This is a genomic window from Metabacillus dongyingensis, assembly GCF_019933155.2.
Classification (GTDB): Bacteria; Bacillota; Bacilli; order Bacillales; family Bacillaceae; genus Bacillus_P; species Bacillus_P dongyingensis.
This window is the reverse complement of sequence record NZ_CP082944.1, coordinates 2721259-2744395: the sequence shown is the minus strand read 5'-3', so window position 1 is coordinate 2744395 and position 23137 is coordinate 2721259. Positions and strand designations below refer to the sequence as shown.

Sequence of the window (23137 nt, the reverse complement as noted above, 5' to 3'; positions counted from 1 at the left end):
TCCCGATATAGACTTCAGAGCCGGAGAATAATTTTATTCTCAACTAGGGTGGTACCGCGATGAATAGTCGCCCCTATATTTTTATAGGGGCGGCTTTTTTGCGTTTTCATTAATAATACAGAAATTTTAAAGAGGTGCAACATGAAGGAAAATCAGCAGTGGTCATCAAAACTAGGATTTATTTTATCTGCAGCAGGATCTGCAATCGGACTTGGAGCGATTTGGAAATTCCCTTATATCGCAGGGGTAAGCGGCGGGGGTGCTTTCTTTTTCATTTTCCTGTTGTTCACGATCCTGCTTGGATTGCCTTTACTGCTTGCAGAGTTTGCAATCGGGCGAAGCACACAAAGTGATGCGATTGAATCTTATAAAAAAATTGCACCGGATTCAAAATGGTATTCTATTGGATACCTGGGCATGATAACATGCTTTGTTTTGCTCTCCTTTTATAGTGTCATTGGCGGATGGATCATTTTATATTTAGTTAAAGCGATATCAGGAGAACTGAATGGACTTAATCAGCAGCAGTTTGGGGAGTTATTTGGTGCTACGATTTCTAATCCGCTGCTTAGCGTTGGAGCTCACCTTGTATTTATGATCATAACCATTGCCGTTGTTGCAAAGGGTGTGCAAAATGGGATTGAACGTACAAGCAAATTTATGATGCCGGCCTTATTTCTATTATTTATAGTGCTGATATTCCGTTCCATTACACTAGAAGGTGCAATGGAAGGTGTACAATTTTTATTTTATCCTGACTTTTCAAAATTAACTTCTGAGGCCATTCTTGCAGCACTTGGACAATCCTTTTTCACACTAAGTGTGGGTGTTTCAGTAATGCTTACCTATAGTTCATACTTGCCGAAGGATTCAAATTTGCCGCAATCAGCGATTTCGATTGTAGGTATGAATATCTTTATAGTTGTTATGGCAGGATTAGCTATTTTCCCGGGAGTTTTTACATTTGGACTGAAGCCCGATGCTGGGCCTGTCTTGTTATTTAATGTTCTGCCGACCGTTTTTAATCAAATGGCATTTGGAATGATATTCTTTGTTGCCTTCCTGCTGCTTTTCTTATTTGCTTCATTAACATCAGCGTTTTCCATGCTTGAAATTATCGTTTCTGTAATTGCTAAAGGTGATGCTAATAAACGGATTAAGTGGTCCTGGATCATTGGACTGACTATATTCGCAGTTGGAGTGCCATCTGCCTTATCATTCGGAATCTGGAGTGACGTAAGCATTTTCGGAAAATCAATTTTTGATGCAGCCGATTATTTGGTCAGCAACATTTTGATGCCGATTGGCGCTCTGCTGATCTCCATCTTTGTTCCTTTGAAAATGAAAAAATCCATGCTTTACTCAGAACTTGCTAACGGTTCGTCTTTATCTAAAGGGCTCTTTAACACTTGGTTCTTTTTAATGAGATATGTAGCTCCAATTGCTATTTTCCTTGTTTTGCTGGATGTTTTAGGAATCTGGAAACTGCTTTCCCGTTAAATTAGGCTCTATCAAGCTTTCCCTCCATATGTTAAAATAGGTAAAATTCAGAATGGAGGGTGATAAGCTTGGAGCACTTATCATTATTTATCATCATGTCGATCTTATTAATTTTATTGCCTGGACCTGATACAGCCATCGCTACTAAGAATACAATCACTGGCGGGCGGGCAGGAGGAATGAAAACAGTGTTCGGGGCTTTGACAGCACTTTTAATTCATACTTTTGCAGCTGTGTTAGGTTTATCAGCACTTATTGTCAAATCAGCTTTTCTCTTTTCAATCCTGAAGTACGCGGGAGCTTGCTACCTCATTTATTTAGGCCTTAAATCTTTATGGACTTTAAAAAAACCGGGCAGAATACAAGATAGAGAAGAACAAAAGCCTGAAGCAAAGCAAGTCAGCTGTTATCAGCAGGGATTTTTGACAAATCTCCTAAACCCTAAGGTAGCTGTTTTCTTTTTAACCTTTTTGCCTCAATTTTTGGAGCCGGGATCAAATACTTTTACACAGTTTATGATCATGGGATTAACATACACCTTTCTTACTTTTATTTGGTTTATTATTTATATTTATTTGATTCATCAATTGAGTGCTTTCATGAAGAAGCCAGCTGTACAAAATTGGATGGAAGGCATTACCGGTGCAGTACTCATTGGATTTGGCATAAAATTAGCATTGGAAAGAAAGTAAAGACATCAGATATGATGTCTTTTTTATTTTGGCTGCTGATCTTGCCTACTTTGAAAAATACTATTAGCACAAATAGGAATCAATAAACCAGGAAAGCTGGGTTCTTATTATTTGATTCACATAAATGAACCTGGAAAGGAATAATAATCCATTCCTGACAAATCGGCTCTAAAATTGAGGAAATAAAAATGATAATACAGTCTAATGTCTGAATCACAAGAAGCTTATGAGAAAAGAACTTGGTGATTGCCCGTTTTGAGTGCCTCATAGATTTTCTCCGAGTATGATTCCTGCATATAAAAATTGGACTTGAAATTGTGCCTTTATACATTCATTTGCCATTTCAGTTTGGGATTCCAATCATACTTATTTTCATTTTATTGATAAAAACAAAAGTGATGGAGAAAAAAAACAGCTGCTTAATGGTTGCAAATCCAGTGTCAGAAGAGTAGACTTTGAATCATAAAATAAAATAATGAAAACGGGAGCTTGTGGAATCAGGCTGAGAGTACGGCTATCTGCCGTAGACCGAATGAACCTGTTGGATAATGCCAGCGCAGGGATGTGATTCAGGGATACATATGAGCACTTTGCCGCGGCAGAGTGCTCTTTATTATGGGGAGGAAAAAATATGATAGAGCCTAAAACGATTTATGCGATTCTAGAAAAAGTAAGAAAAGAAAAACCTCTGGTGCACAATATTACAAACGTTGTGGTAACGAATTTTACAGCAAATGGCCTGTTAGCAATCGGAGCATCGCCGGTCATGGCTTACGCCAAGGAAGAAGTGGCGGATATGGCGAAAATTGCTGGGGCACTCGTATTAAATATTGGCACCTTAAACGAAGAAAATGTAGAAGCGATGCTGCTTGCAGGGAAATCTGCCAATAAGCATGGCGTGCCAGTCATTTTTGATCCGGTTGGTGCAGGCGCAACAAAATACCGTACTGAAACAGCACAAAAAATCGTAAAGGAACTGGAGATCACTGCAGTTAGAGGGAATGCTGCTGAAGTGGCAAATGTCGTTGGGGAGAGCTGGTCGATAAAAGGAGTCGACTCCGGTGACGGCGAAGGTGACATAATCGAACTTGCTGTAAAAGCTGCAAAGCAGTTAAACACTATTGCGGTCATTACAGGAAAACAGGATATTGTTTCAGATGGAGAAACAACATATATATGCAAAAATGGTCATTCTCTATTAACTAAAGTAACAGGTGCAGGCTGCTTGCTCACCTCTGTTATCGGCGCATTTTGCGCTGTTGAAAAAGATTATGTTCGTGCTTCTGCTGCAGCATTAGCGGTTTACGGGAGTGCTGCAGAACTTGCAGCTGAAGGAATTGAAGGTCCCGGAAGCTTTCAAATCGAGTTTTTAAACAATCTTTATACCATTTCAGCTGATAATATTCAAAAACTTTCTGCGCTTGAGGAGGTCAGCCATGTCAATCTCTAAAGCACTGACAATTGCAGGCTCTGACAGCGGAGGCGGAGCAGGAATTCAGGCGGATTTAAAAACGTTTCAGGAATTGAATGTATACGGAATGTCTGCCATTACAGCGGTTACCGCTCAAAACACACTAGGTGTACATGGTGTGTTTCCATTAACAGCGGACGCGGTTGTGCAGCAGATTGAAGCGATTGGCTCAGACATTGGAGCTGATGCCATTAAAACCGGAATGCTTTTTAATAGTGAAATTATTGAAGCTGTTTCTGAACAAATAAAGAGGTTCAATTGGAGCAAAGTGATTGTAGATCCCGTCATGATAGCCAAAGGCGGTGCTTCATTATTGCAGGATGAAGCAGTAGAAGCATTGAAAAATCATTTGCTTCCGCTTGCTTTGGTCGTTACTCCCAACATTCCAGAAGCTGAAGTGCTGACGGGTTTGAACATTCTCAATCTTGATGATCGTCAGACTGCTGCCAAAATCCTGCATTCTTTTGGCGTGAAAAATGTTGTGATTAAGGGAGGTCATGCTGAAAACGAGGAACAGTTAGTAGATTTGTTATTTGATGGAACAGAGTTCAGCTATTTTACAAGTGAACGTATTCATACAAAAAATACACACGGAACCGGCTGTACCTTCGCAGCTGCCATTACAGCCGAGATCGCAAAAGGAAAGTCAATTTATCATTCGGCAGAAACCGCCGTTGCGTTCATCCGGGAAGCGATAAAAGAAGATCTTAAATTAGGACAGGGCCATGGACCTACAAATCATTGGGCTTATCAAAAGAAAAAGAGGGGACCTTTGCATGTGGAATGAGGAAGTGCGCGCGAAACTCCAGCTTTATTTTATTATGGGCAGCACAAACTGTACGGAAGACCCTGAAAAAGTCCTGTTCCAAGCAATTAGCGGAGGCATATCTATGTTTCAGTTCCGGGAAAAAGGAACGGATGCTTTAACAGGCAGCGAAAAAAAGAACCTGGCAAGAAAACTGCAGCAGCTTTGTAAGGACCATGGAATACCATTTATCATAAATGATGACATTGAACTAGCTCTTGCACTAAATGCAGATGGAGTTCATATCGGACAGGATGATGAAGATGCCGGAGCAGTAAGAAAGATTTTAGGCGAGGGGAAAATTGTAGGTGTCTCAGCCCATACCCTTGCAGAGGTAGAGAAGGCAATCGAGGATGGAGCCGATTATATCGGAGCAGGGCCTATTTACCCTACGCGTACAAAAACAGATGCAAAGCCTGTTAAGGGGACTTCTCTTCTTGAAGAAGTAAGAAACTGCGGCATTTTGATTCCAATCGTAGGAATTGGTGGCATTACAGCTGAAAATGCGCGTGCAGTTATTGAAGCAGGTGCCGACGGGGTCTCGGTAATTACATCGATAAGTCTTGCAGAAGATGTCTATAAAAGTGCGGCTGCTTTGAAGAAATCTGTATCTTGAATAGGAGAATAAAAGAAAACGTGCAAATCTTGATGATCATTTGCACGTTTTCTTAATGTTTGGATTTTTTAACGGCGATCCAGCTCAATTTTTTTTTGGTTCTTCTGTAAATCTCTCATGAATACTAGATTACTGGCAAAAATAAGGCGGTTCAGAAGGATTCAGAGAAAATACATAGAATAAAAGATGATGAAGTTCCCTGAATTTAATATAATAATATTATGTAAACTATAGCGGGTAAAATGATTAAGTACTTAAACCATAAAGAATACTGCACAGCAGAAAAGAGGACAGATTAAATTCTGTTCTTTTTTTATGAATAAAAGTATAGGTATGATGTGCTAGAATTTATTCTTATTTCAAAAAAATGCATAGGCAGGAATGACTGATTTTTCAGAAGTCATTGACATTGATAATCATTTTCAATTAATATTCATGTGTACTCACTGACAAGACAGTAAGGAGCTGAATCATATAGAAAACGTATATGAATTTGAAGCCATCATAGAAGACGGAGAGTTAAACCAAACTATTTCTCTTCGGCAGGTCAAAATAACAGATTTTCAGATTTTATTCAGCTGGATGCATCAGCCGCATATCGCGCCGTTCTGGAAGCTGAATGTAAGTGAAGAAGAGTTTAAGGCTTATTTAGAACGCACCGTTAAAGCAGAGCACAAACGGGTTTTTCTATGTTTTTTAGATGACAGGCCAGCTGGCTATTTGATTGCGTATTCTATCCAGCATGATTCAATAAGGAACTATTATCAAGCTGAAACAGGTGATCTTGGAATGCATTTATTAATTGGGCCAAGGGAGCTTTTGAATAAAGAGCATGGCTTAATGATTGTGAGGGCAATGACTGCATTTCTTATGAAAAAATACGGATCAAGCAGAATCATTGGCGAACCTGATATAAGAAACAGGATCGTCATTCCAATTTTAAAAGAAATTGGCGGATATGTTGCGGATACCATTTTGCTTCCTCATAAAAGAGCGGCACTCGTTATTGGTGAAAAGACTCGTTTTAATGATTATATGTCAAACAAGAATGTAAACTTTATTAAGCTTCCAAGTGAAGATAAGGATCTATTAAATGAAAAGGCAGGAGCGTTATGTGAAAACCCATCTCCCAATTGATGAAGATATGAAAGAGCTGCTGGATAAAATAGGTGCTAGAATGGCTGAACTCAAACATCCTCCATTAAGCGACTTATCTGCTGAGCAGTCACGGTATTTTTATAAAGAAGCACGAACATTCTTTCAAAAGATAGAAATGAATGACATGATGATTTACAACGAAAAAATCGAATCAGCTGATCATCAAATTCCTGTAAGGATTTATCAGCCTGCATCAGCGGAAATGCTGCCAGTATTGGTATTTATGCATGGCGGCGGGTGGGTTTTTGGAGATCTCGACAGTGCCGATTCTATGTGCAGGTATCTTGCAAAGCACGCGAATTGTCTGATTGTATCCGTCGGTTACCGGCTTGCACCAGAGCACCCGTTTCCTGCGGCGCTTATGGATGTTCTTGCCGTTTCAGAGTGGGCGCCTCAAAACATATCTAAATGGAATGGTGATCCAGCCCAACTTGCAATTGGGGGAGAATCTTCCGGGGCAAACCTTGCAGCTGCAGCTGTACATTGGCTGAAGGATCAAGGAAAGCAAGCATTTACAATGCAGTGTTTACTCACTCCTGTATTGAATCACAATTTTTACACGGAATCTTATCAATCGGGCTATTCATTTAATCTGACGAAAGAGAAAATGGAATGGTTTTGGAATCATTATTTAAGCAATCAGGAACAGGGGAAAAATCCATATGCATCGCCGCTGCTTGCAATAAATTCTGCCGATTTGCCTCCCGCAATGATTGTGACTGTTGAATACGATCCGTTAAGAGATGAAGGGAAACAATATGCTGAAAAACTTGAAAATTCAGGAGTTCCTGTCACATATTTGTACTATGAACAGTTAGTACACAGCTTTCCAAATATGATTGGACAAGTAAACAGGGCGGATCTTGCGATGATAGATTTGACAAACCAGCTTAAAATTTTGCTGAGAAAAAATTTTTAATTTTTTTAAATGAGAATGATAATTATTTTCAAATAAGAAAGGTGATTATTTATGCTAACAAATGAATTTTATTTAAGCAGCCAGCGCAAGAGAGAATCAAATGCAAGATCTTATCCGCGCAGAATTCCAATTGCGATCAGTGAGGCAGAAGGGATTTATGTGAAGGATGTTGAGAATAAAACCTACATAGATTGCTTGGCAGGAGCAGGTACTCTTGCACTTGGACATAATCATCCTGTTGTTATAGAAGCGATGGAAAATGTGATAAAAGGCAAGCGTCCGCTTCATACGCTGGATATTACTACTCCAATGAAAGAGGAGTTTGTAGAGGAGCTGTTTGACGCTCTTCCGAAAAAATTTGCTGAACATGCAAAAATCCAATTTTGCGGACCATCAGGATCAGATGCTGTTGAGGCAGCTATGAAACTTGTGAAAACAGCAACCGGCAGAGGAGGCATGCTTTCTTTCCAAGGCGGATATCACGGCATGACAAATGGCTCTCTTAGTCTGATGGGCAACCTTGGTCCTAAAAGCAAAATACCCAATTTAATGTCAGACGTGCACTTCCTGCCTTATCCCTACTCATACCGCTGCCCATTTGGTATTGGTGGAGAAGAAGGGGCAGCAATCGGCTCTACATTTATTGAGCGCACTCTGAACGATCCTGAATCCGGTATTGTGAAACCCGCAGGCATGATGATGGAAATCGTGCAAGGTGAGGGAGGAGCCATTCCAGCTCCTGATGAATGGGTAAGACAAGTACGGAATATTACAAAAGAACAGCAAATTCCTCTCATCATCGATGAAGTGCAGACAGGATTTGGACGCACCGGAAAAATGTTTGCCTTTGAACATGCAGACATCAATCCTGATGTTGTTGTTCTTTCAAAAGCAATCGGCGGAACCCTTCCTTTAGCGGTTGTTGTCTATCATAAAGATCTTGATCAATGGGAACCGGGAGCACATTCAGGCACATTCCGCGGAAATCAGATCGCGATTGCAGCCGGAACAGCAACAATGAAATTTATTAAGCAGGAAAAGCTTGATGAACAGGCAGCTCTGCTTGGAGAATTTTTAATGCTACGTTTAAAACAGATGAAGCAAGAAGTATCGTCTATTGGAGATGTTCGTGGATTAGGACTGATGGTTGGCGCTGAAATTGTAGATAAAACAGCATCTGCAGATTCCATAGGAAGTTATCCTTCTCATCCGAAGCTCGCAAAGCTTATTCAGCAGGAATGCTTCAAACGGGGTCTTATCCTTGAGCTTGGCGGACGCTTCGGCAGCGTGGTCCGTTTCTTGCCGCCGCTGATTATTACAAGAGAACAGCTTGACACAGTTTGTGACATATTCTTCGATTCTGTTAAAGCTGCAGAAAGAACGCTCAGCCCAAGTTTAGTTTAGGATGTGGATCATTTGACAGCCATTCAGGAAAAAACAGCCTTTGAGCATTTGTTTTTATCAAATTATGAATCAAGTTTAAAAAATTATGAATCTCAAATGACTTATGCGATGAACTGCGTTAAAAGGATAATGATGTCACAAAATCCCTACAGCGGGATGACTCCTTTGGATGTGAAGAAAGAATTAGATCAACACTTTCCGGTCTTTCATCCTAAAATGAATCAAAATCAGCAAGCAGTATTTGAAAAACTTACGGATATCACTTCAAATACCATTCATGTCAGCCATCCGTTAACTGCTGCTCATCTTCACTGCCCGCCAATGATTCCCGGGTTAGCGGCTGAAGCCGTTATTTCCGGATTAAATCAATCGATGGATTCATGGGATCAAAGCGGTGCAGCTACAATGGTTGAGCAGTATGTAATGAATGGACTGTGCGGGATGTTCCAGCTGCCGGACGGAGACGGTGTGATGACAAGCGGGGGAACGCAGTCCAATTTAATGGGCCTCCTGCTTGCAAGGGAACGCGCTGCCTTAAAGTTTTGGGGATGGAATATTAAAAAGCAGGGTCTTCCGAAAGAACTGCATCGTCTGAAAATTCTATGCTCCGAAGCAGCTCATTTTTCTGTCCAGCAGGCAGCCTCGATATTAGGCTTAGGCGAAGATTCTGTTGTATTAGTTAAAGCGGATGAAAAGTACCGCATGTGTATGGAAGACTTGGCTGCATGCCTGTACAATCTGAAAGAAAATGGAGAATTGCCTTTTGCGCTGATCGGCACTGCAGGTACAACAGACTTTGGCAGCATCGATCCGCTGGAGGAAATGAGCAGCCTGGCTAAAGATTATGACCTGTGGTTTCATGCAGATGCTGCTTATGGAGGCGGGCTTGTCTTAACAGATACCCATAAGCATAAACTCGCAGGTTTAGAGAAAGCAGATTCCATTACAGTAGATTTTCATAAAATGTTTTATCAGCCAATCAGCTGCGGAGCTTTTCTTGTGAAAAATCGGGAGTCATTTTCGTTTATCAGGCATCATGCTGATTATTTGAATCCAATTGAAGACGAGGAAGATGACATCCCGAATTTAGTCTTCAAATCCATTCAGACAACCAGACGCTTTGATGCACTAAAGCCGTTTCTCTCTTTTCAATTAGTCGGAAAAGAGGAATGGGCAGAAATGATTGATCATACGCTGCTTCTAGCACAGGAAACGTTTGAGCTCCTGAAAAAAGAGCGTGAGTTCAGCGTCTATCATCAGCCCGAACTGAGCACAGTTGTTTTCAGATACATGGGGACAGGCATTCTCACGCATGAGAAGCTCAATCAGCTAAACTATCAAATTCGGGAAATTCTACTGAAAAATGGAGAAGTGATCATAGCCCGGACAAAGGTGGACGGCGATGCCTGCCTGAAATTCACCTTTTTGAATCCATTAACAAAAATGGCTGAAGTTAAAAAAATCATAAGAAGAATGAAAGAAATTGGCGAAGATGAAACAAGGAGGCTGCAGTATGAACAAACTTGAAGCAATGGCTCTTGCTGAAAAAGCAACTCTTCAAAGCTATTTAAATTGCTTTCTGCGGGAGACAAACAGCGGGAATCTAAGTGCGGATGCACCTGAAGAATTAAGAAAGAAGCACAGCGGCAATTGGATTCATGTTATTTTACAACATCAAAATTCCTGTCTTTATATCCCGGCAGGCTATCTATCTGAGACAGGACGTCACTTGTTAGACTGCCCAGTGTACTGTGATAATGAGGAAATCAATTACATAACATGCATTGAAAAAACGCTGAAAGAACTGGGTGAAAATGCTTCATCAGCTGAAAAAAATGAAGAATTGCTTTTGCGTGTCAAACAAAGCTGTGAATCCATGGCTCAATTTCTTGAAGAGCGTTCAGATGATGAAGAAGAACTTTATCAAACCTCATTTGATTTTATTGCAGCAGAGCAGTCCCTTTTATTTGGACATTTGCTTCATCCGACACCAAAAAGCAGACAGGGAATGACAGAATCAGATATTAAGGTGTATTCACCAGAATTAAAAGGAGCATTTCCGCTGCATTATTTTAGAGCTCATGCTGAATCCATTTATTCAAAGTCAACAATGCCAAAGTCGGCAATTGAACTTATAAAGCAGCTTGTCAAGGATGACCCGGAGATCAGTGCTGAGTTTAAAGAGAAGTACGCAGGAAAGGATGAATACGCACTTCTTCCAATTCATCCGTGGCAAGCTGAGTATTTGCTGAAAGACTCAGCTGTTCAAGAATTCATTCAAGAAGGCATGCTTGAAAATTTAGGTCAGCATGGACAGGCATTTTATGCAACTTCATCCTTGCGAACGGTCTATCATCCAGATGTTGCCTTTATGCTGAAGTTTTCACTTAACATTAAAATCACAAATTCTGTCCGGGTGAACCTATTAAAAGAACTTGAACGCGGAGCTGAAGTGAAAGAATTGATGGACACACAGCTTGGAAGTGAGTTATCTGAACAATTTCCTGATTTTAATATCATTCACGATCCTGCATTTATTACATTAAAGCTGCACGATCAGAAAGAGTCAGGTTTTGAAGTCATTCTCAGGGAAAATCCTTTTTATAAAAGGAGTGCGGAACAAGCAACCGCTCTTGTTGCCCTCTGTCAGGACGGAATGCTGCCGCAATCTTCAAGACTTGCAAGCATCGTTCGTGACCTTTCAAAAAAGGAAAAACGAACAACTGAAGAAATAAGCGCAGACTGGCTGAAACGCTATTTGGCGATTTCATTAAAGCCGATTCTTTGGCTTTATTTTGAAAAGGGCATTGCGCTTGAAGCACATCAGCAAAACAGTGTCGTTCAGCTGGAAAATGGATATCCAGCGCGATTTTTTTATAGAGACAATCAGGGATTTTACTTTTGCGAATCCAAAAAGAATGAATTAAATTCGTATCTTCCGGGAATCGGTTTAAAAAGTGAAACGGTATGTTCAGATGCAGTTGCAGATGAACGGCTGCGCTACTATTTCTTTTTCAATCATTTATTCGGACTTGTGAATGCCTTTGGAACGGCAAACCTGGCAGATGAGAAAAATCTTCTTCAACTTATTCGGGAGGAATTGGAAAAGCAGTCCATTCCTGCAGCTCATCCATCGCTTTTGCTTAAAACCCTGCTGGAAAACAAGACCTTGCCCTGCAAAGCGAATCTATTAACTAGATTTCATGATTTAGATGAACTGGTTGGGCCGCTTGAAACACAGTCTGTTTATGTTCAAGTGCATAATCCTTTATTTACAAAGAAGGAGGTCTTTGCATCAAAATGAGTCAGCTAGAGACCGGTTTATCTATAACATTTCGAAAGGCAGACTTTGAAAAAGATGCTGCCATGCTTCATAAGTGGCATCACGAACCGCACGTTATTCCTTATTGGAATCAAGATTATCCTTTCAGCCAATATACGAAGCATCTGAAAAAACTTTTGGCGGATGATCATCAAACGCTGTGGATCGGGCATCTGAACGGTGAGGCAATGAGCTATTGGGAAACGTATTGGGCAAGTGCTGACATCATTGGAGATTATTATGCAGCAGAGCCTTATGATCAGGGTGTTCATTTGCTGATTGGTGATCCTTTTTACCTTGGTAAAGGTCTTTCTCTGCCAATGCTCCGTGAAATCATGAAACAGATGTTTACTGACGAGCGGACACAGAGGATAGTCGCCGAGCCTGACAGCCGAAACAAGAAAATGATTCATGTTTTCAAAAAATGCGGATTCTTTCCGCAAAAGGAAATTCAGCTGCCTGATAAAAAAGCACTTTTCATGATATGTGAAAGAGAAGATTTTGAATGGGGGCTAAAGAATGATTTATGACGTAATAGGAGTAGGCCTTGGACCATTTAATCTTGGAATGGCAGCATTGCTTGAGGATGTAAAAGATGTGGACGCGCTCTTTTTTGATCAAAAGCCCCAGTTTAATTGGCATGAGGGACTTTTAATGGAAGGGACCACCTTGCAGGTGCCATTTTTGGCAGACGCAGTTTCAATGGTCAATCCAATAAGCAAATACAGCTTTCTGAATTATCTTCATCATCAAAAAAGACTTTACCATTTCTACTTCCTGGAATCGTTCCATATTCCGCGCAGAGAGTATAATCACTATCTGCAATGGGTGGCTGAAGAACTTGAAAGCTGCAGATTCGGAAAAAGAGTTGCCGATGTTCTGCAGCATGCTGAAGGTTATGAAGTCCTTGTAGAAGATGTTCTCACAGGGGAAATGGAACGCTTTACTGCCCGGCATGTAGTCCTTGGCATGGGAAGTGCTCCAAATATTCCAGATTGGTCAGCGAAAGGAAAATCTGAAAGCCTTTTTCACTCTGCTCAATTTTTGCATAAGAAAAAAGAGTGTTTAAATGCTGATGCTGTCACCGTCATTGGTTCTGGTCAAAGTGCGGCGGAAATTTTTCTGGAGATGCTGAAGGAACAAAATGAACAAGGCTATCAATTAAATTGGCTCACACGAACAGACGGATTTTTCCCGATGGAGTATTCAAAGCTTGGACTTGAGCATTTTTCGCCTGACTATACGGAGTACTTTTACAGACTTCCACAGGCATTAAAGGATACGGTCGTGCCAAAACAGGACTCCTTATATAAAGGAATAAGTGCTGATACAATTGCTGAAATCTATGATCTTTTATATGAAAGAACGATTGCGGGACAAAGACCTGATGTTCATCTCCTGGCCAAAACGGCAGTTATTGATATTGAGATTACTTGTTCAGACTTAAACCTGCAATGCCATCAATGGGAGCAGGGAGAAGCATTTAATCTGCATTCGGATATCGTCATCGCAGCAACCGGCTATAAAACAGTTTGGCCAAGCGCTTTTGAAAACTTATCAAATCTTATGAAATGGGACAGCAGCAATCGTCCTGTTATATCAAAAGACTATGAAATAGAGCTGCAGGAAAAAAGGGAAAACAAAATCTTTATTCAAAACGGAGAAATGCATACTCATGGGGTAGGTGCACCGGATCTTGGACTAGGTGCTTACCGGAATGCAAAGATTATCAATCAGCTTGCTCACAGAAAAGTGTTTGACCTTCCAGAAAAAAATGTCTTTCAGCATTTTGGTGCAGGCCATCTTGTCCGCAGCAAACAAACAGTTTAGGAGAGTGATTGAGATGACGGTTGAACAAAAGTGGAATGCAGATCATTGGAAGAAAGCGAGCAGACGGCTGCTTGCTAAAATGATATCTGAGTTTTTATACGAAGAAATGATTCATGCCGAAAAAAAGGATGGCAAACATATTCTGTGCTTTGACAGCGGAATATCCTACCGGTTTCTTGCTGAAGAAAGGCTGATGGACAGTTATTGGGTTGATGAGCATTCGATCGAAACAAATAAACATGGCTCATGGGCAGAAGCTGTGAACCCCATTGAGTTTTTATTGGAACTGCAAAAGGAAATTAAAATAAAACCTTTTACAGCTGCCTATTTAATAGAAGAATATAAACGCACGTTACTTGCTGATACCCACATAATAGCCAATCAGCAAAACAGGTCAACAGCGGATTTAACGGATCTGGACTATGCAGAGCTTGAAGGGGAGATGACAGGTCATCCCTGGATTACCTACAACAAAGGGCGTATTGGATTCTCCTATTCGGACTATTTGCAATATGCGCCCGAACAAAAGCAGCAGACAACGCTTGTCTGGATTGCCGTCTCAAAGGAGTGGGGGACGTTCCATTCAACCAAAGAAGTAGAGTATGAACGTTTAATAGAAAGTGAGATCGGGGAATCAGCAATAAGAGAATTTAATTTGAAACTAATAAATGAAGGACAGCAGCCTCAAAACTTTTTCTTTATGCCAGTCCACGAGTGGCAATGGAATCACGTTATTGTTCCGCTGTTTTCTGAAGAACTATTTGAGCAGCGCATCATCTGCCTTGGCAGAGGAGAGGATCAATACCTGCCGCAGCAGTCTATCAGGACATTTGTCAATATGAATCATAAGAAGAAGCATCATGTAAAGCTGCCAATGAGTATTTTGAATACACTAGTCTACAGGGGACTGCCGTCTGAGCGGGTGGTGCTGGCACCGGAGATTACAGCTCATATTCAAGGAATCCGGGATAACGATTCATTTCTGAGAGATCGATGCCGGGTCATTCTTCCTGGAGAAGTGGCGAGCATGAATTACCATCATCCTGATTACGTTAAACTTGAAGGTGCACCCTATCAATTTATGGAGATGCTTGGAGTCATTTGGCGAGAAAGCATGTATTCATTCTTAGACGAAGGCGAACAGGCCATTACTCTTGCCGCCCTATTATATGAAGGGGAGGACGGGAAATCGTATACACTGGAATTGATAGAAAAGTCCGGGCTCAGCGTGGAAGAATGGACAAAGCAGCTGTTTGATGTCCTCTTGCCGCCGCTTCTTCATTATCTTTATCAATACGGAACCGTATTTTCTCCCCATGGACAAAATACAGTTGTCATTTTAAAAGACTGCATACCCCACAGACTGGCTGTTAAAGACTTTGTGGATGATGTAAATATCAGCGACCAGCCGCTTCCTGAGCTGAATGCCATTTCGGCAGAGCTTAAAAACGTACTGAGAAGCGAAGCGCCTGAAGGGTTATGCCAATTTATTTTCACTGGATTATTTGTCTGCCATTTCAGGTATTTAGCTGATATCCTGCATAGGAAAGCAGACTTTGATGAAACGAAGTTTTGGAATAAGCTAAGGGAATCGATCCTCTCGTATCAAGCTCAGTTTCCAGAGCTGAAAGAACGGTTTCTGCTCTTTGACCTCCTGCGGCCAACGTTTAAAAAGCTCTGTCTTAACCGCAATCGGATGATTGAGTATGGATACGGAGACGGAGATGACCGGCCGCATGCTTCAGAGTTTGGAAAAGTGAGAAACCCGTTAGCAATCGAAGAAAGAGTCATTGTATAGAAGAGGCCAAAGCGGTCTCTTCTTTTTTTATGCATAATACTTATAAACCGGCATAAAATACTTACATATCATTATAAAAACTTGAATAGTAAGTGAATATCGATTATAATCACTTATAACAACTTATATCCCATGTTATTGTAGAAACATTTCTGAAAGTTAGGTGGGCATTTTGTACCAAGAAGAACGCTTAATCTCTATTCTTGACTATTTAAAAGAAAACAAACGAATTACGGCAGATCAAATATGTTCGCTTTATGATGTATCCAAAGATACTGCCAGGCGTGATCTCGTAAAGCTTGAAGAACAAAAACTGATTATTAGAACAAGAGGCGGGGCCATTTTGCCAAGCTCGCACACCGAAATCAAAGACTATCAAAACCGCCTGCAAACGGTGTCTTATGAAAAAGAATTAATCGGCAAAAAAGCTGCCAGTCTGATCCGGGAAGGAGACAGAATCATTTTAGACGCCTCCACTACTGTTCAGGCTTGTGCAGAATTTATAGATGTTAAAAATGCAGCCATTATTACGAATTCCATTAATCAGGCCGATATTTTATCAACAAAGCCTGGCATTCATATTCATCTTCTTGGGGGAGAACTTCAAAAGGAGCATCGTTTTTTATATGGATCATCAGTGGTGGAAAAACTATCAAAATATCAGGTTGATAAAGTGTTTATTGGGGTTGTTGGCATTTCTGAGAGAGGGCTGTCCATCGCTCATGAAGAAGATGGAATGGTTAAGCGGAAAATGATCAGCCAGGCAAATCAAGTTATCGCACTTGCTGATCATTCAAAGCTCGGACTTACTGATTTTTTCCTTTATGCAGATCTTCACGAAATCGATTTGCTTATAACAGATAAAGAACCGGATAAAGCATTCAGAGACTTGCTTGATAAACATAATGTGGAATTGCTTGTGGCAGAGGAGGAAATGGAATGATCAAATTAATCGCAATAGATCTTGATGGAACGCTATTAAACAGTGCAAATAAAATCAGCGCAGAAAATTTGAAAGCAATTAAATCTGCTCAAAAAGAGGGCATAGAAGTGGTCGTTGCTACTGGCAGAGCACATTTTGATGTAGTAGAAATTTTTAAGGATACAGGTGTAAAAACATGGATTATAGCTGCAAATGGAGCTACGATTCATAATCCTGAGGGGGTATTATTTCATTCACAGCCAATGGAAAATGAAACAGCAGCTGCTGCGCTTCAATTTTTGGAACAGAATCATTACTACTATGAGGTGTTTGGCTGTGATGCCATCTATACTCCTCAAAGCGGAAGAGAGCTAATAAATATTGAGATTGACCGGGTCGAAAGTGCAAATCCGGATGCGGACCGCGCTCTGCTTCTGCAGGCTGCTGCAAAACAATACAGCCAGACAGGTTTTAAGTTCGTTGAATCGTATAAGGACATTCTAAATCAAACTTTGGATATCTATAATATTCTCGCTTTTTCTTTTCATCAGGAAAAGCTTGATGCAGGCTGGGAGAAATTTAAAGACATAGATAATATCACTTTGGTTACATCAGCTGCACACAACTTTGAAATTGAGCATAAGCTTGCATCTAAAGGGATTGCTCTTCAAAAACTGTCTGCCCATCTTGGCTTTGAACTGATTGACACTGCAGCCATCGGTGACAGCATGAATGACAAATCGATGCTTGAAATAGCAGGAAAAAGTATTGCAATGGGGAATGCCCGTCCGGAAATTAAAGCCATCTGCAAGGATATTACTCTTACAAATGATCAAGACGGGGTAGAGCTTGCGATTAAACGGATGATGGATGCGAAGCAGCAAGTGTGAAAGAAAAGGCCGGTCTCAACTTTGAGACCGGCCTTTTCTATGCCATGAAATGATCATTATTTATAAAATAAACAAGATGATCTGTCCATTCGTTATTTTCATAAAGAAACCCTTTGCGCAGGCACTCAAACTCCATCCCCACACTTTCGGCCAGCTTTACAGATGGGTGGTTATCAAGATTGATGTGCGCCTCAATACGGTGATAGTTCAATTGATCAAACGCAAGACCGATGGCCGCTTTAACAGCTTCTTTTCCGTAACCCATTCTCCAGAATTGATTATGAATGGTATAACCCATGCGGGCCCATTGAAAATCATCACGGAGCAATGTTGAGAAATCGACATATCCGACATGCATTCCATCTGCTAACCTGAATACACCGAAAACATATGCTTTGTCTTCATTGATGAGCTGTTGATGTTTGCCGGTGAACGCAGCAAACCACTCTTCCGTGCAAACACTCATATCAAGTCTGCCTTCGTCGTATTTGTGCTGTTTAGGCCACCTGTTTATATATGCTGAAAGCCATGTTCGATAATCAGATGCCTGATAAGGGCGGATGATCAGGCGGACTGATTTTGTATAATAGTTGGCCAACGAATATCCCTCTCTCTTTTTTATGACCTGAAAATTTGATTCAGCTGTATTATTTTTCTATCTTTAAATGATCAGGTTGTACTAATCGTCTTAGGAGAATGGTATGAAACGAGATAATGAGCTTTTAATCCGAATATGCAGAAAGAAACCGCAGCACTTACTCTAAAAAACTCATTCAACACATTCTCTGCAAAAATAGAATTGCTGCCGGCCGAATCAATAACTCTCAGCACCAGGAATTCAGATTTTCTGTACATTTTACCCCGGGCCTGTTTGCAGGGAGTCAGTACTGCTGGCTAACGCTCAGTTTCAAATAGATAGGCAGAAAAATTGTAAATGATGTACCGGCACCAGGCTGGCTTTTCACATAAATATGGCCGTTCATTGCTTTAATAATGCTGAAAGATACCATCATACCAAGGCCGGTTCCATTCGATTTAGTAGAGAAATAGGGTTCCCCAAGCCTCAGAACCTGATCATCCGTCATTCCTTTACCATAGTCAGATATCACGATTTTGATATGAGCGTCTTCCTTTATAGTTGAAATTTCTATTAAACCGCCAGCAGAATAAGATTCTATACCATTTTTAAGAATATTTATCAGTGATTGCTTAAGCTTTAAAGGATCTCCAAGAACTAAGATGTCATCAGAACTGAAGTTTTCATTAAACTGCACATTTTCCATTTGTGCAAGAGGTGACATGACGTTGATGCAGTTCCTAAGTTCAGTATGGATCTCAATTGGATGATTATTTTCAGCTTCAGGTCTTGCAAATGTCAGATAATCTTTGATAATGTTAGTCGCTCGATCCAACTCGTTTAACGAAATTTCTATGTATTCTTCCTTTTTTTCCTGGCTGATATCTTCTTCTCGAAGCAGCTGCAGAAAGCCTTTTGTCGTCGTCAGCGGATTGCGGACTTCATGTGATATGCTTGCCGCTAAGTGACTGACCACTTCAAGTTTTTCTGCTTTAATCACACGTTTCAGCAAATAAAAGTTTTGGACAATTGTTTCAAAAAGAATCGTTCCTATGACAGCTGCAAATATATGGAGGATAATAAGTTCAATATAAGATTCCAGTTGAAAAAAAGCTCCATAAATCATTTCAATGTGAAGGATTGAAAAAATCAAAGACGTCAGCACGATGGCTGCAACAAGAATTAATTTCTTTCTGAGTCTGCTTTTTAAATAATAGGATGAAAGCATTGGCACGAAAAGAACAAGAATGCCAGCCATCACAATAGTCGGATAGATGCCGTTTCCCCCAATAAGCAGCCGGGTCACAGCGGTAACGGCAAATAAAAAGAATCCGAGAGGATATCCTCCGTACAACAGTCCCATTACATAGGGTATTCGCCTGAAGTCAAAGAAAAAATCATCTTCAATCATAAACGGGTACAGCATGCTTAAAATAATCGCAAGTGCCGGCAAAATAGCAAAAAGCCACTTATTTCTTTTTTTATTCGTTTCTTTTCTCATATATAACAGCTGTATAATCAACAGCGGGGAAAAAACGAGTAAAAAATTCAGTAAAACATCCTTCATTCCCATGCAGTTCTCACCTTATCCGCAAAAGTATTAAAAAACTTCACTATTAAAATATATATCAAATTTACTAGTGAATGTTAGAATATTCTAAAAGACTTTAAATTTTTTTGTCAGGAGAAAAGTAATGAGCAAACAACAAATGCAAATTAAGTTAATGGTTAAAAAAGAATACGATCTGGCAGCAGAATTTTTGCGGACCGATTTGGAATTGAATGCCCTAATCATTGAGGACTTGACCGAAGAACATATGATGGTTTACGGAGGTTATCTTAATACGCATTTGAACGCCATTTTAATGATTTATCCTGAAAAAATTTATTACTACAGCCCCGATATTAATTTCCCATTAGGAGAATTTGCATTGATCATACGGGAAACCGGCATCAGGAAAATTGTCGGAAAAAAAGAATTGGTCGAAGAGTTTAAATGTCACTTTCAAATGGATCTCGAAAGTGATTCGTTTATGCTCAGATATGAAGGAAGCAAAGATTTTCAGGCAAGCAAGGGTGTTAAAATGATTACTAGTCTTGAAGAATGCCGAAAACTATACGATTTGTTCATGAATGTCGATGAGTATAAAATGATTGGACCAAATGAAGACTTTTTTGCAAATGATCACTTTCAAAACATAGAATCAGGAAAGCTGAATGTATTCTACAAGGCAGTAGAAGGAACAATGGTTTCAACCGCAGGAGTGTTTATTGAAAGCTCCCGCACTGCCATTATAGTTGGTGTAGCTACACCGCCGGTTCATCGTCGGAAAGGATATGCTTCTGAAGTGATTCGTGCCATATGCCAGAAGCTTGCAAATGAAGAAAAGGCCATTTATTTGTTTTATAATAATCCAGATGCAGGAAAGCTATATAAACAGCTTGGATTTTATGAGGCTGCAAAATGGAAAGTCCTTGGAATCTCAGCACACTCTTAATATTATGCTTGCATGAAAACGAAACTTCAGCTATGCTTAGAAACAATTGTTAATGAATTTTAAAAATTTAATATTTTTACAAGCGATAGGTGCTAATTACAAGAGTACATTTCTGTATTAGCTTAAAAGGGAAGCTCGGTGAAAATCCGACGCGGTCGCGCCACTGTAATGGGGAGAATTCTATAAAAGTCCACTGTTTTTCTACTGAAAAATGGGAAGGGAATAGAATACAATGAACCTGAGTCAGGAGACCTGCCTATCGTATGCACTTCATGCCTACGCGGAATAGGGAGGGTGATGCGATATGTTGAAACCGGTCTTGTGTCTCAACTCAAGTTAGCTTAGTCCATCAAACTCTCTTCTTTCAAGAGAGTTTTTTTCATGCACCGAAAGTTGAGAAACGATAAGAAACGGGGGAGAGGCAATGAGCATTAAGAATTCAAACTTAGGTTATCCGAGAATCGGAGAAAAAAGAGAGTGGAAAAAGACGTTAGAATCATTCTGGAAAGGCGATTTAACTGAACAGCAATTTGAACAGAAGATGAAAGAGATCAGGCTTTCACATTTGCAGAAGCAGTTGGACAAAGGTATTGATCTAATCCCGATTGGTGACTTCACCTATTATGATCATATACTGGATACAGCTATTATGTTTGGTCTTCTTCCGGAGAGGTTCCGGACTCAAGATGCAAATTCCCTCCAGACCTACTTTAATATTGCAAGAGGCAGCAGTGAGCAAGTGGCGGCTGAAATGACAAAATGGTTTAACACGAATTATCATTATATTGTACCGGAACTGGGTCAGGCAGAGCCAAGACTGACCGAAAACCGTCTTTTGCATCTTTATCTTGAAGCAAAAGAAGAGCTCGGCATAAACGGTAAGCCTGTTATTGTCGGTCCGCTTACCTTAGTTGCTTTATCAAAAGGCGAAAATAAAGACCAAGTAATTCAGAAATTAATTCCTTTATACGTTCAGGTGCTTCAGGAGCTTGCAGATGCCGGCGCTGAGTGGATACAGATTGATGAACCGGTGTTTGTGACATCGAATGCAAATGGTGCATTATTTTCAAAAGCTAAAGAAATTTACGGAACAATCAGAAGAGAGACGGAAAATACAAAGCTGCTGATTCAAACTTATTTTGAAAGTGTTGAGCAATACGAGGATCTGGTCAGCCTCCCCGTTGATGGCATTGGACTCGATTTTGTTCATGACAGCGGTGTATCGCTTAGAAAGTTGAAAACGGCAGGATTTCCAAAGGACAAAGTTCTGGCTGCAGGGGTCATTGATGGACGTAATGTGTGGAAGGCAAGTCTGCAAAAGACCGTGAAGCTTGTCCACACTATTTTGGAAGCTGTTGACCGGGACCGGCTGATTCTTCAGCCTTCATGCAGTCTAATTCATGTGCCGGTGACTGCAGAAAATGAACAGCAGTTAGATCCTCTTGTAAAAGATGCCTTATCTTTTGCGGATGAGAAGCTTTACGAACTGAGTGTATTAACGAATTTTATTAACTTTGAAACTGAAGCAGAGGTGCTTAAAGAATATGATTCAGCTACTGATCAGTTATCATCATCAAAGCTGAGAAACCAAAGTGCTGTTCAGGATGCGATGAATCAGCTGGATTCCTTTTCAACAGAGAGAGCGGAAGCTGGTCTGCGGAGAAAACAGCAAAACAAACGGTTCAGCCTTCCATTGCTGCCAACAACAACAATCGGCAGCTTTCCGCAAACAAAAGAGGTTCGGGCACAGCGCCTTAAATGGAAAAAAGGCGAACTGACTGAAGAGCAATACAGTATTTATATAGAAGAAGAAATAAGAAAATGGATTGAAATTCAGGAAAATCTTGAGCTGGACGTTCTGGTGCATGGAGAATTTGAAAGGACGGACATGGTGGAGTTCTTTGGAGAAAAATTATCAGGTATAGCAATTACGACTTTTGGCTGGGTGCAATCCTATGGCTCGCGCTGCGTCAGACCGCCAGTTATATATGGAGATGTTTTACTTGAAGAGCCAATGACAGTAAAAGAAACCGTTTTTGCTCAAAGTCTTTCTGAAAAACCTGTAAAAGGGATGCTGACAGGTCCTGTCACGATTTTAAACTGGTCATTTGTTCGAAATGATCTCCCGAAATCAAGTGTCCTTAATCAATTATCACTCTGCATCCGAAAAGAAGTTGAGGCACTTGAACAAGCTGGTATTGCGATGATACAAGTAGATGAGCCGGCACTCCGGGAAGGCCTGCCTCTTAAATCGGAGAAATGGGATAAGTATATAAAAGATACGGTGACGGCATTTAAGCGGTCTACAGCTTCCGTCCAGCCGGATACACAAATTCATACACATATGTGCTATTCGAATTTTGAAGATATTATCGAAGCGATTGATGCATTAGATGCAGATGTCATTTCAATTGAAACTTCAAGAAGTCATGGTGAACTCATCCATTCATTTGAGAAATATTCATATGAGAAAGGGATTGGATTAGGCGTATACGATATTCACAGCCCAAGGGTCCCTGCAGAAAAAGAGCTCGTTATGAATATTGAAAGAGCCCTGCAGGTTTTAGATCCGGAACTTTTTTGGGTCAATCCTGACTGCGGGCTGAAGACAAGAGGAGTCACGGAAACGATTGCAGCATTAAAAGTGATGGTGTCAGCCGCAAAAAGCTGCAGAGAAAAAGCAAGCGAGGCTGCGACTGTATAATTTTCACCAGTTTAATCAAAAAACAAGCCTG

The 23137-nt window shown here is 40.5% G+C and carries 19 protein-coding genes, 2 riboswitches and 1 other annotated feature (1 of these 22 cut by a window edge); of the genes, 17 read left to right on the top strand and 2 right to left on the bottom strand.

Annotation, left to right across the window (positions count from 1 at the left end; all coding sequences use genetic code 11):
- Window positions 1–78 (top strand) — a binding site (T-box leader) (it extends 143 nt beyond the left edge of the window).
- A 63-nt stretch (window positions 79–141) separates the two neighbouring features.
- The 15 genes from K8L98_RS13595 to K8L98_RS13525 all read left to right on the top strand — a co-directional run bounded on the left by K8L98_RS13595 (window position 142) and on the right by K8L98_RS13525 (window position 17327).
- Window positions 142–1500 carry a sodium-dependent transporter gene (locus tag K8L98_RS13595; protein WP_223435435.1) on the top strand — a complete coding sequence of 453 codons (1359 nt, stop codon included), beginning with the start codon at window positions 142–144 and terminating at the stop codon, window positions 1498–1500.
- A 68-nt stretch (window positions 1501–1568) separates the two neighbouring features.
- A complete protein-coding gene (locus K8L98_RS13590; RefSeq protein ID WP_223435434.1) occupies window positions 1569–2192 on the top strand; it encodes a LysE family translocator in 624 nt (207 codons plus the stop codon).
- A gap of 471 nt (window positions 2193–2663) precedes the next feature.
- Window positions 2664–2772: riboswitch (TPP riboswitch) on the top strand.
- Between the two features lie 51 nt (window positions 2773–2823).
- Window positions 2824–3642: a hydroxyethylthiazole kinase gene (thiM, locus tag K8L98_RS13585; protein WP_223435433.1), complete on the top strand. Its 819-nt coding sequence runs from the start codon at window positions 2824–2826 to the stop codon at window positions 3640–3642.
- Window positions 3629–4450 carry a bifunctional hydroxymethylpyrimidine kinase/phosphomethylpyrimidine kinase gene (thiD, locus tag K8L98_RS13580; protein ID WP_223435432.1) on the top strand — a complete coding sequence of 274 codons (822 nt, stop codon included), beginning with the start codon at window positions 3629–3631 and terminating at the stop codon, window positions 4448–4450. The genes thiM and thiD overlap by 14 nt, the downstream gene beginning before the upstream one ends.
- A complete protein-coding gene (gene thiE / locus K8L98_RS13575; RefSeq protein WP_223435430.1) occupies window positions 4440–5084 on the top strand; it encodes a thiamine phosphate synthase in 645 nt (214 codons plus the stop codon). The genes thiD and thiE overlap by 11 nt, the downstream gene beginning before the upstream one ends.
- A gap of 465 nt (window positions 5085–5549) precedes the next feature.
- Window positions 5550–6221: a GNAT family N-acetyltransferase gene (locus tag K8L98_RS13570; protein WP_338037043.1), complete on the top strand. Its 672-nt coding sequence runs from the start codon at window positions 5550–5552 to the stop codon at window positions 6219–6221.
- Complete coding sequence (locus tag K8L98_RS13565; protein WP_223435429.1) at window positions 6199–7161, top strand: alpha/beta hydrolase; 963 nt, start codon at window positions 6199–6201, stop codon at window positions 7159–7161. Before K8L98_RS13570 ends, K8L98_RS13565 begins: the two co-directional genes overlap by 23 nt.
- A 51-nt stretch (window positions 7162–7212) precedes the next feature.
- A complete protein-coding gene (locus K8L98_RS13560) occupies window positions 7213–8565 on the top strand; it encodes an aspartate aminotransferase family protein (RefSeq protein WP_223435428.1) in 1353 nt (450 codons plus the stop codon).
- A 3-nt stretch (window positions 8566–8568) separates the two neighbouring features.
- A complete protein-coding gene (locus K8L98_RS13555) occupies window positions 8569–10092 on the top strand; it encodes a pyridoxal phosphate-dependent decarboxylase family protein (RefSeq protein WP_420828788.1) in 1524 nt (507 codons plus the stop codon).
- Window positions 10079–11869, top strand: coding sequence for an IucA/IucC family protein (locus tag K8L98_RS13550; protein WP_223435424.1), 1791 nt, complete (start codon window positions 10079–10081; stop codon window positions 11867–11869). Before K8L98_RS13555 ends, K8L98_RS13550 begins: the two co-directional genes overlap by 14 nt.
- Window positions 11866–12417: a GNAT family N-acetyltransferase gene (locus tag K8L98_RS13545; RefSeq protein WP_223435423.1), complete on the top strand. Its 552-nt coding sequence runs from the start codon at window positions 11866–11868 to the stop codon at window positions 12415–12417. Before K8L98_RS13550 ends, K8L98_RS13545 begins: the two co-directional genes overlap by 4 nt.
- The gene (locus K8L98_RS13540) at window positions 12407–13717 is read left to right on the top strand and encodes a lysine N(6)-hydroxylase/L-ornithine N(5)-oxygenase family protein (RefSeq protein ID WP_223435422.1); all 1311 of its coding nucleotides are present in this window, start codon (window positions 12407–12409) and stop codon (window positions 13715–13717) included. Before K8L98_RS13545 ends, K8L98_RS13540 begins: the two co-directional genes overlap by 11 nt.
- 13 nt (window positions 13718–13730) lie before the next feature.
- Window positions 13731–15515: an IucA/IucC family protein gene (locus K8L98_RS13535; RefSeq protein WP_223435421.1), complete on the top strand. Its 1785-nt coding sequence runs from the start codon at window positions 13731–13733 to the stop codon at window positions 15513–15515.
- Window positions 15516–15687: 172 nt separating this feature from the next.
- Window positions 15688–16458 (top strand): transcriptional regulator GlcR, encoded by a 771-nt coding sequence (locus K8L98_RS13530; RefSeq protein WP_223435420.1) that lies wholly within the window; start codon window positions 15688–15690, stop codon window positions 16456–16458.
- Window positions 16458–17327 carry a Cof-type HAD-IIB family hydrolase gene (locus K8L98_RS13525; RefSeq protein WP_223443418.1) on the top strand — a complete coding sequence of 290 codons (870 nt, stop codon included), beginning with the start codon at window positions 16458–16460 and terminating at the stop codon, window positions 17325–17327. The genes K8L98_RS13530 and K8L98_RS13525 overlap by 1 nt, the downstream gene beginning before the upstream one ends.
- Window positions 17328–17364: 37 nt before the next feature.
- On the opposite strand, the gene K8L98_RS13520 is transcribed toward K8L98_RS13525, so the two are convergent.
- Together K8L98_RS13520 and K8L98_RS13515 are read right to left on the bottom strand one after the other, a co-directional pair.
- A complete protein-coding gene (locus K8L98_RS13520; RefSeq protein ID WP_223435419.1) occupies window positions 17365–17925 on the bottom strand; it encodes a GNAT family N-acetyltransferase in 561 nt (186 codons plus the stop codon).
- 283 nt (window positions 17926–18208) lie between these two features.
- Window positions 18209–19477 carry an ATP-binding protein gene (locus K8L98_RS13515; protein WP_223435417.1) on the bottom strand — a complete coding sequence of 423 codons (1269 nt, stop codon included), beginning with the start codon at window positions 19475–19477 and terminating at the stop codon, window positions 18209–18211.
- A 121-nt stretch (window positions 19478–19598) separates the two neighbouring features.
- Here K8L98_RS13515 and K8L98_RS13510 point away from each other — a divergent pair, with 121 nt between their 5' ends.
- Window positions 19599–20402, top strand: coding sequence for a GNAT family N-acetyltransferase (locus K8L98_RS13510; protein ID WP_223435416.1), 804 nt, complete (start codon window positions 19599–19601; stop codon window positions 20400–20402).
- A 70-nt stretch (window positions 20403–20472) separates the two neighbouring features.
- Window positions 20473–20676: riboswitch (cobalamin riboswitch) on the top strand.
- Between the two features lie 150 nt (window positions 20677–20826).
- The gene (metE, locus tag K8L98_RS13505; protein WP_223435412.1) at window positions 20827–23106 is read left to right on the top strand and encodes a 5-methyltetrahydropteroyltriglutamate--homocysteine S-methyltransferase; all 2280 of its coding nucleotides are present in this window, start codon (window positions 20827–20829) and stop codon (window positions 23104–23106) included.
- Window positions 23107–23137: the final 31 nt, after the last annotated feature.